This window comes from Streptomyces sp. NPDC004658 (assembly GCF_040609555.1).
Lineage (GTDB): Bacteria > Actinomycetota > Actinomycetes > Streptomycetales > Streptomycetaceae > Streptomyces.
Genome location: NZ_JBEXKG010000231.1, coordinates 1 through 8,906 on the forward strand (window position 1 = coordinate 1; position 8,906 = coordinate 8,906).

Here is an 8,906-nt window from a genome sequence, read left to right on the forward strand (position 1 = left end):
GGCGCCCGGCGCGTCCGCTGCGACACGCTCGCCGTGGGCCACGGCATGCTGCCGCACACCGACCTCGCCGACACCCTCGGCTGCACCCTGTCCGGCACCGCCGTACGGGTCGACGCCGAGCAGCGCACCGATGTGCCCGGCGTCTGGGCCGCCGGGGAGGCCACCGGTGTCGGCGGCGCGGCGCTCGCGCTCGCCGAGGGCCACATCGCCGGGCGCTCGGCCGCCGCCCGGCTGCACGGCACGGCCCCCGACCCGCGCGGCTGGGCGGCCGCCGACCGGGCCCGCACCCGGCTGCGCGCGTTCGCCACGGCCCTGGACGCGGTGTACGCCCCGCCGGCGGGCTGGGCGGACGGGGTCCCGGACGACACGGTGGTGTGCCGCTGCGAGGAGGTCACCGCCGGGGAGGTGCGCGGGGCCGTCGGCTCGCTCGGCGCCGGGGACCTGCGCACCGTGAAGCTGCTGACCCGGGCCGGGATGGGCTGGTGCCAGGGGCGGATGTGCGCACCCGCGGTGGCGGGCCTGAGCGGCTGCCCGCTCACCGCCGGTCGGCGGCCGTTCGCCCGGCCGGTACCGCTCGGCGTCCTGGCGGCCCTGCCGGAGCCGGAGTGAGCACGGCCTGCCCCGTCCCGAGCCGGCCTACCGAATCGCTCAGTAATATGTCACACCCCACTGAGAGGGATCACCCATGAGTAACCCGGAGCACCACCGCCCCTGGCGCGGCATCCTCGTCGCCACCGCCCTTCCCCTGCGCGCCGACCTCTCGGTCGACCACGACCGCTACGCCGAGCACTGCGCCTGGCTCGTCGCGAACGGCTGCGACGGCGTCGTACCGAACGGCTCGCTCGGTGAGTACCAGGTGCTCACCCCCGAGGAGCGCGCCCGGGTGGTGGAGACCGCCGTGGCCGCGATCGGCGGGGAGCGGGTGATGCCGGGCGTCGCCGCGTACGGCTCGGCCGAGGCCCGCCGCTGGGCCGAGCGGGCGGCCGAGGCCGGCTGCGCGTCGGTGATGCTGCTGCCGCCCAACGCCTACCGCGCCGACGAGCGCTCCGTCCTCGCCCACTACGCGGAGGTCGCGAAGGCGGGCCTGCCGGTGGTGGCGTACAACAACCCGATCGACACCAAGGTCGACCTGGTGCCCGAACTCCTCGCCCGGCTGCACGGCGAGGGCCTCGTCCACGCGGTCAAGGAGTTCTCCGGTGACGTCCGCCGCGCCTACCGCATCGCGGAACTCGCCCCGGAACTGGACCTGTTGATCGGCGCCGACGACGTGCTGCTGGAGCTGGCGGTGGCGGGCGCCAAGGGCTGGGTGGCCGGCTACCCGAACGCGCTGCCGCGCGCCTCGGCGGAGCTGTACCGGGCCGCGCTGGCCGGCGACCTCACCACGGCGCTCCCCCTGTACCGGCAGCTGCACCCCCTGCTGCGCTGGGACTCGCGGACGGAGTTCGTCCAGGCGATCAAGCTGTCCATGGACGTCGTCGGACGGTACGGCGGCCCGGTGCGCCCGCCGCGCGTCCCGCTGCTGCCGGAACAGGAGGCCGCGGTCCGCGCGGCCACCGAGAAGGCCGTCGCCGCCGGCCTGGCGTGAGAGGAGCCGGACCATGCGCAGCAAGCTCGTCCTGCACGCCGTCGACTCGCACACCGAGGGCATGCCGACCCGCGTGATCACCGGCGGGATCGGCACCGTCCCGGGGGCGACCATGAACGACCGGCGGCTGTGGTTCCGCGAACACCGCGACGACGTCAAACGGCTGCTGATGAACGAACCGCGCGGGCACGCCGCGATGAGCGGCGCGATCCTGCAGCCGCCGGCCCGCCCGGACTGCGACTGGGGCGTGGTCTACATCGAGGTCTCCGGCTACCTGCCGATGTGCGGGCACGGCACGATCGGCGTGGCGACCGTGCTGGTCGAGACCGGCATGGTGGAGGTCACGGAGCCGGTGACCACGATCCGGCTCGACACCCCGGCCGGGGTCGTGGTCGCCGAGGTCGCCGTGGAGGACGGCGCCGCGCGGAACGTGACCCTGCGGAACGTGCCGTCGTTCGCCGTGGCCCTGGACCGCGAGATCGCCTTGCCGGACGGCCGTACCGTCACCTACGACCTGGCCTACGGCGGGAACTTCTACGCGATCCTGCCGCTCGACGCCTTCGGGCTGCCCTTCGACCGCGCCCGCAAGGACGACATCCTCGCGGCCGGCCTGTCCCTGATGGACGCGATCAACGCGGAGGCGGAGCCGGTGCATCCGGAGGACCCCTCGATCCGGGGCTGTCACCACGTCCACCTGTACGCGCCCGGCGCCACGGCCCGGCACTCCCGGCACGCCATGGTCATCCACCCCGGCTGGTTCGACCGCTCCCCGTGCGGCACGGGGACCAGCGCGCGCATGGCGCAACTGCACGCGCGGGGCGAACTCCCGCTGCGCACCGAGTTCGTGAACGAGTCGTTCATCGGCACCCGCTTCACCGGCCGGCTGCTGGGGACGGCACAGGTCGGCGGGGTGCCGGCGGTGCTGCCCAGCTTCACCGGCCGCGCGTGGATCACGGGGACCGCGCAGTACCTGCTGGACCCGACCGATCCGTTCCCGGAAGGGTTCGTCCTCTAGACTCACCCCGGTGATGCGTGACATGGCACAGAACGCCCAGGGTGCGGAGATGCCCGCGCTCCCCCGGCTGGGCGGCCGGCGGAGCAGCTACCGCGAGCGGGTCGCGGACGCCCTGCGCGCCGCGCTGATCGCGGGCGAGCTGCGGCCGGGCGAGGTGTACTCGGCGCCCTCGCTGGCCGCCCGGTTCGGTGTCTCGGCGACGCCGGTGCGGGAGGCGATGCTCGACCTGGCCAAGGAGGGGCTGGTCGACACCGTGCCCAACAAGGGCTTCCGGGTCACCGCGGTCTCCGACCGGCAGCTGGACGAGTACACGCACATCCGGGCGCTCATCGAGATCCCCACCGTGGTGGACCTGGCCCGCACGGCCGATCGCGTCTCCCTGGAGGCGCTGCGCCCGGCGGCCCGGGAGATCGTCACCGCCGCGGTGGCGGGCGACCTGATCGCCTATGTCGAGGCCGACACCCGCTTCCATCTCGGGCTGCTCGCCCTGGCGGGCAACGCCCACCTGGTCGAGGTCGTCGCCGACCTGCGCAAGCGCTCCCGTCTGTACGGCCTGACCGCGCTGGTGGAGGCGGGCCGGCTGCTCGCCTCCGCCGAGGAGCACCTGGAGCTGCTGGACGCCCTGCTGGAGCGCGACGAGAAGGCCGTACACGCGATCATGACCAGGCATCTGGGGCATGTGCGCAGCCTGTGGGCGGCGACGGAGTGACCACTCCCGGGCCGGGCCGGTTCCGGGCAGAGCGCTGGACCGGCCGCGGAGCAAGAGCCGGACATCTGGCGGCACGAAGGCCTCATCACGACGCTTTTTTCATGCCCAGGCGGCCCGTACGGGACAACAAACGGCGATTTTGAGCCACATCGCCACATCCCCGACCATGGGACGCGTCCCGGTGATCCCGGGAACGTCAGTTCCATGAGAGGCGCACCACCCATGCACAACACCGGAACCGTCCCGCAGTCGGCTCCGGCCCCCGCGGAGATCCCCACGGCTCCCGTCGAGGACCCGCACGGCGACACCGGCAGGCATGCCCGCCGGTTCGGCCTGCCCGTCGCCACCGCGCTGGTCATGGGCAACATCATCGGGGGCGGCATCTTCCTGCTCCCCGCCTCCATCGCGCCCTACGGCACGGTCAGCCTGGTCGCCTTCGGGGTGCTGACCGTCGGCGCCATCGCGCTGGCCCTGGTCTTCGGCCGGCTCGCCGCGCGCGACCCGCGCACCGGCGGCCCCTACGTCTACGCCCGCGAGGCGTTCGGCGACTTCGCGGGGTTCCTCGCGGCCTGGTCGTACTGGATCACCACCTGGGTGTCGAACGCCGCGCTCGCCGTGGCCGCCGTCGGCTACCTCGACGTGCTGGTCCCGGTGAACGGGCACCGCTGGACCGCCTGCCTGGCCGCGCTGGCCCTCCAGTGGCTGCCCGCCCTCGCCAACTTCGCGGGCACCCGGTACGTGGGTGCCGTGCAGCTGGTGTCCACGGTGCTGAAGTTCGTGCCGCTGCTGCTCGTCGCGGTCGGCGGACTGTTCTTCTTCGACCCCGACCGGCTCGGCCCGTTCAACTCCAGCGGGCACGGCGCGATCGGAGCGGTGTCGGCCTCCGCCGCCCTGCTCCTCTTCTCCTACCTCGGTGTGGAGTCCGCCGCCGTCAGCGCGGGCGAGGTCAGGAACGCCCGCCGCACCGTGGGCCGCGCCACCGTGATCGGCACGGCGGGGGCCGCGCTGGTGTACCTGCTGGGCACGCTGTCGGTGTTCGGCACGGTCCCGCACGACCGCCTGGTGACCTCCACCGCGCCGTTCTCGGACGCCGTGAACACGATGTTCGGCGGCAGCTGGGGCGGAACGGCGGTGGCGCTGGCCGCCCTGGTGTCGATGACCGGCTGCCTCAACGGCTGGACCCTGCTGAGCGCCCAGACGCCGTACGCGGCGGCCCGGGACGGGTTGTTCCCGAGCGCCTTCGCGCGCCGGCGGCGGGGTGTGCCCACGGTCGGGGTGGGCGTGACGGTCGTCCTCGCCTCCCTGCTCACCGTTTACAACTACCTGTCGGGTTCGGGCAAGGTCTTCGAGGTCCTGGTCCTGGTCACCACGTTCACCGCGACGGTTCCGTACCTGCTGGCCGCCGCCGCGCAGATCTTCCACCTCGTCTCCGGCCGTCCCGGGGCGGTCGACCGGGCCCGGCTGGTGCGGGACTCCGTGGTCACCGCGGTGGCCGCCGCCTTCTCGGTCTGGCTGATGGCGGGCGCCGGCTACGCGGCGGTCTACCAGGGGGTGCTGTTCCTGTTCATCGGGATCATCGTCTACGCGGTGATGGCGGCGCGGCGCGGGCGCGAGCAGACGCGACCCGGGTCCGCCGGTCGCTGACGGGCGACCGGCCGGCCGGCTCAGGCGGTGCCGGTCGCGGTGCGCGGGGGCGTGCTGTGGACCCCCGGCCGGTACTTGGGGACACGAACCGTGATCTTCATGCCGGCGCCGACGCCGGTCTCGATCACCAGTCCGTGGTCGTCGCCGTAGACCTGCCGCAGCCGCTCGTCCACGTTGCGCAGCCCGATCCCCGTCGAGGGGCTGCCCTCGCCGCTCAGGATCCGGCGCAGCCGGCCGGGTTCCATGCCGACCCCGTTGTCCTCGATGACGATACGGGCCAGCGCCCCCTCGTCCAGAGCGGTGATGCTGATCCGGCTGCGCTCGACGCTCTCCTCCAGTCCGTGCTTGACGGCGTTCTCCACCAGCGGCTGGAGGCACAGGAAGGGCACCGTCACGGGCAGCACCTCCGGGGCGATCTGGAGGGTCACGCGCAGCCGCTGCCCGAACCGGGCGCGGACCAGCTCCAGGAACTGCTCGATGGAACGCAACTCCTCGGCCAGGGTGGTGAACTCACCGTGCCGGCGGAAGGAGTAGCGGGTGAAGTCGGCGAACTCCAGGAGGAGTTCCCGGGCCCGCTCGGGGTCGGTGCGGACGAACGAGGCGATCGCCGCGAGGGAGTTGTAGATGAAGTGCGGGGAGATCTGCGCGCGCAGCGCCCGGATCTCCGCCTCGATCAGTTCCGTGCGGGCCCGGTCGAGCTCGGCGAGTTCCAGCTGCACGGAGACCCAGCGCGCCACCTCCTCGGCGGCCCGGAGGAGGGACGCCGACTCCCGGGCGCCGAGCACGGCGAGGGCGCCGAGCACCCGCCGGTCGACGGTGAGCGGCACGGCGGCGCCCCAGCGCACGGGACAGTGCTGGTCCGGGCAGCCGACGGCGAAGGTCTGGGCGCGGCCGGTGGCCAGCACCTGACGGACCCGGTCCAGCACGGCCTCCTCGTGGTGCCGGCCCGGCCCCTCCCAGGCCAGTGACCGGTCCCGGTCGGTGAGGCCGAGCGCGGCCGTGCCGAACAGCGGCCGGAGCCGCCGTACCGCCTTGCGCGCCGCGTCCTCGGTGAGCCCCGCGCGCAGCGGGGGCGCGGCCTCCGACGCGGTGTGCAGGGTGTGGAAGGTGGCGCGTTCCACGGGCGTACCGGGGTCCGCCCCGCCCTCGGCGGCGCGGCGGGCCAGCAGGCGCCCGGCGGCGAGCCCCCCGGCGAACAGCAGCGGGGCTCCGGCGGCGAGGAGGGCGAACCCGTTCATGCCCGGGCCCTGTCGGCCGCGGGCCGGTGGATCGTCATGGGGTGGTCACTCCTCGGCGGGTGGCGGGCGCGCCCTGGCCGGCGGGGCGTTCGGGCAGGTGGAGGCGGGCCATGGCGGCCTCGGTGCCGGCCGGGATCCGGTCCCGGCCGGCCAGCGAGACCAGGATCATGGTCAGGAAGCCGAGCGGTACGGACCACACGGCCGGCCAGGCGAGCAGGGTGTGCGCCCAGCCGTCGGTCAGGGGCCCGGCGATGGTCAGGGCGACCGCGACGAGGGCACTGCCGCCGCCGGTGAGCAGCCCCGCGACGGCACCGGGCGCGGTGAGCCCGCGCCACCAGATGCCGAGCACCAGCAGCGGGCAGAAGGAGGAGGCGGCCACCGCGAAGGCGAGGCCGACGGCGTTGGCGACGGGGAGGTTGCCGGCGGCCACGCTCACCGTGACGGGGACGGCGACCGCCAGGAGCGTCGCCAGCCGGAAGTGGCGGACGCCGAGCGAGGGCAGTACGTCCTGGCTGAGCACGCCCGCGACGGACAGGGTGAGCCCGGAGGCGGTGGACAGGAAGGCGGCACAGGCGCCCGCGGCGATCAGCGCGCCGAGCAGATCGCCCGCCGGGCCGCCGACGAGCCGCTCGGGCAGGACGAGCACGGCGGCGTCCGTGGTGCCGGTGAGCAGCAGGTCGGGGGCGTAGATCCGGCCGAGCAGGCCGTAGAGGGGTGGCAGCAGGTAGAAGCCGCCGACCAGGGCGAGCACGATCACGGTGGTGCGCCGGGCGGCGCGGCCGTCGGGGTTGGTGTAGAAGCGGACGAGGACGTGGGGCAGTCCCATGGTGCCGAGGAAGGTCGCGAAGATCAGCCCGTACGTCGTGTACAGCGGGTGGTCGTCCTCGCCGCCCGACAGGGGCGCCGCCCAGCTGGAGGCTCCGGTGCGCCGCCCGTCGTCGGACTCCCGCTCGGGCACCGGCGTGTCGGGTGGGAACCGCAGGGTGGTCCCGGCCCGGACCTCGTGCACCCCGGGATCGAGCAGCAGGCGGGCGTCGTCGTACGCCTGTCCGTCCACGGCGCCGGTCGCGACGGCCCGCAGTGGCGCCTCGATCCGGATGCGGACGGTGGACTCGACGGTGACCTGGGTGTGCCTGCGGAACGTCGGGGGCTCGTCCAGGGCGTCGGCGGGCCGCGGGTCGCCGTGCCAGGCGAGCACCAGGAAGATCGCCGGCACGAGCAGCGCGGTCAGTTTCAGGCAGTACTGGAAGGCCTGGACGAAGGTGATGCTGCGCATGCCGCCGGCGGCCACGGCCAGGGTGACCACGACGGCGACGAGCACACCGCCGAGCCAGCGCGGCGCGCCGGTGACCAGGCCGAGAGTGAGGCCCGCGCCCTGGAGCTGGGGCAGCAGGTAGAGCCAGCCGACGCCGACGACGAGCACGCTCGCGACGCGCCGCGCGGCCTTCGACTCCAGGCGCGCGTCGGCGAAGTCGGGCAGCGTGTACGCGCCGGAGCGGCGCAGCGGGGCGGCGACGAACACCAGCAGCACGAGATAGCCGGCGGCGTAGCCGACGGGGAACCAGAGCATCTCGACGCCCTCGGCGGCGACGAGTCCGGCGATGCCCAGGAAGGAGGCGGCCGACAGGTACTCCCCGCTGATGGCCATGGCGTTGAGGTACGGCGGGACGGTACGGGAGGCGACGTAGAAGTCGGAGGTCGTGCGGGAGATGCGCAACCCCGTCGAGCCGATCACCAGGGTCGCGACGACCGCCGCCGACACGGCCACGACGCCGTACGTCTGGTTCACCCGGCGGCCCCCGCGCGGCCGGCCCGGTGTGGGTGAGCGCCGGTCACCGTCAGGCCCTTTCGGCGAGGTCCGCGGTGTCCCGTTCGGCGCGTTCGGCGCGTACGACGTACCAGCGGCCGATGGCGACGAGCACCGGGTAGACGGCGACGCCGAGGACGGCCCACACGATCAGGGCGCTGCCCGGCCAGGCCCCCGTGTCCCGCAGGGCCGTGAAGACGAGGGGCAGCGGTCCGAGCAGGACGACCAGCAGACCGAACGCGACCAGCGCGAGCCGGAGTTGGCGCCGTATCAGGGCGTGTACGACGAGGGGTTCGACGGCCGGGCCCTCCTCTCCCACCCGGACGGCACCGGGGCGGGCGTGGCCTCGGCCGCCGCGGCCACCGTGGTCCGCGCGGGCCGCACGCGGAGTCCCCGTGACCACTTCACGTCGAGGAGTCCCAGGTGCACCCATGCCGCGTCCTCCGACCGCGATGATCACACTTCGCAGTGGAGTGTACGCACCAGGGAACCAAAGCGACAGCTTCCGGTCAGCGACCGTTGCCGGGCAGGCCCGTCGTGGCCTTCTCGACCAGCAGATCCCGCAGTTCACGGGCGCACCGGCGGCTCACGACCAGCACCGACGCGCCGATCCTGACCGTCGGCCTGCCGCCGTCGAGCCGCAACGCGTCGATGCGGGCGAGGGAGACGAGATGGTGCCGGTGGATCCGCACGAAGCCCTTCCCCCGCCAGCACTCCTCCAGGGTGGACAACGGAACGCGCACCAGGTGGCTGTCCTCGCGGGTGTACACCCGGGCGTGGTCGCCCTGGGCCTCGGCGCGGGTGATGTCGGCGACGGGCAGGAACAGCGTCCCGCCCTCGCGCTCCACCGGGACGCGGTCGGCGAGCGGCCGGGACCCGCGGCGCCCCGGGTGCGCGGCGCGGTCGGC

General features: G+C 74.2%; 9 protein-coding genes. 5 read left to right on the plus strand and 4 right to left on the minus strand.

Features of this window, described 5'->3' with window-relative positions; translation table 11 throughout:
- The 5 genes from ABZV94_RS38055 to ABZV94_RS38075 all read left to right on the plus strand — a co-directional run.
- Positions 1-609 (plus strand): (2Fe-2S)-binding protein (locus ABZV94_RS38055; protein ID WP_356349024.1); only part of this gene is annotated, 609 nt, incomplete at its 5' end.
- A 76-nt stretch (positions 610-685) separates the two neighbouring features.
- A complete protein-coding gene (locus tag ABZV94_RS38060; RefSeq protein ID WP_356349026.1) occupies positions 686-1,585 on the plus strand; it encodes a dihydrodipicolinate synthase family protein in 900 nt (299 codons plus the stop codon).
- Between the two features lie 13 nt (positions 1,586-1,598).
- Positions 1,599-2,600: a proline racemase family protein gene (locus tag ABZV94_RS38065; protein ID WP_356349028.1), complete on the plus strand. Its 1,002-nt coding sequence runs from the start codon at positions 1,599-1,601 to the stop codon at positions 2,598-2,600.
- 22 nt (positions 2,601-2,622) lie between these two features.
- Positions 2,623-3,309 (plus strand): GntR family transcriptional regulator, encoded by a 687-nt coding sequence (locus tag ABZV94_RS38070; RefSeq protein WP_356349030.1) that lies wholly within the window; start codon positions 2,623-2,625, stop codon positions 3,307-3,309.
- 222 nt (positions 3,310-3,531) lie between these two features.
- Positions 3,532-4,953 carry an amino acid permease gene (locus tag ABZV94_RS38075; RefSeq protein WP_356349033.1) on the plus strand — a complete coding sequence of 474 codons (1,422 nt, stop codon included), beginning with the start codon at positions 3,532-3,534 and terminating at the stop codon, positions 4,951-4,953.
- A gap of 20 nt (positions 4,954-4,973) precedes the next feature.
- Here ABZV94_RS38075 and ABZV94_RS38080 read toward each other — a convergent pair whose 3' ends face one another.
- The 4 genes from ABZV94_RS38080 to ABZV94_RS38095 all read right to left on the minus strand — a co-directional run.
- Entirely contained in the window at positions 4,974-6,191 is a 1,218-nt protein-coding gene (locus tag ABZV94_RS38080; RefSeq protein WP_356349035.1) for a histidine kinase, read from the minus strand.
- A 34-nt stretch (positions 6,192-6,225) separates the two neighbouring features.
- Entirely contained in the window at positions 6,226-7,980 is a 1,755-nt protein-coding gene (locus ABZV94_RS38085; RefSeq protein ID WP_356349037.1) for a cation acetate symporter, read from the minus strand.
- 49 nt (positions 7,981-8,029) lie between these two features.
- Positions 8,030-8,317 carry a hypothetical protein gene (locus ABZV94_RS38090; RefSeq protein ID WP_356349040.1) on the minus strand — a complete coding sequence of 96 codons (288 nt, stop codon included), beginning with the start codon at positions 8,315-8,317 and terminating at the stop codon, positions 8,030-8,032.
- 190 nt (positions 8,318-8,507) lie between these two features.
- A partial coding sequence (locus ABZV94_RS38095) for a LytTR family DNA-binding domain-containing protein (protein WP_356349043.1) occupies positions 8,508-8,906 on the minus strand: 399 nt, incomplete at its 5' end.

Bases quoted from the DNA above. Each gene is read 5' to 3' on its own strand.
- ABZV94_RS38060 (WP_356349026.1), top strand. From the start codon at position 686: ATGAGTAACCCGGAGCACCACCGCCCCTGGCGCGGCATCCTCGTCGCC.
- ABZV94_RS38065 (WP_356349028.1), top strand. From the start codon at position 1,599: ATGCGCAGCAAGCTCGTCCTGCACGCCGTCGACTCGCACACCGAGGGC.
- ABZV94_RS38070 (WP_356349030.1), top strand. From the start codon at position 2,623: ATGGCACAGAACGCCCAGGGTGCGGAGATGCCCGCGCTCCCCCGGCTG.
- ABZV94_RS38075 (WP_356349033.1), top strand. From the start codon at position 3,532: ATGCACAACACCGGAACCGTCCCGCAGTCGGCTCCGGCCCCCGCGGAG.
- ABZV94_RS38080 (WP_356349035.1), bottom strand. From the start codon at position 6,191: ATGAACGGGTTCGCCCTCCTCGCCGCCGGAGCCCCGCTGCTGTTCGCC.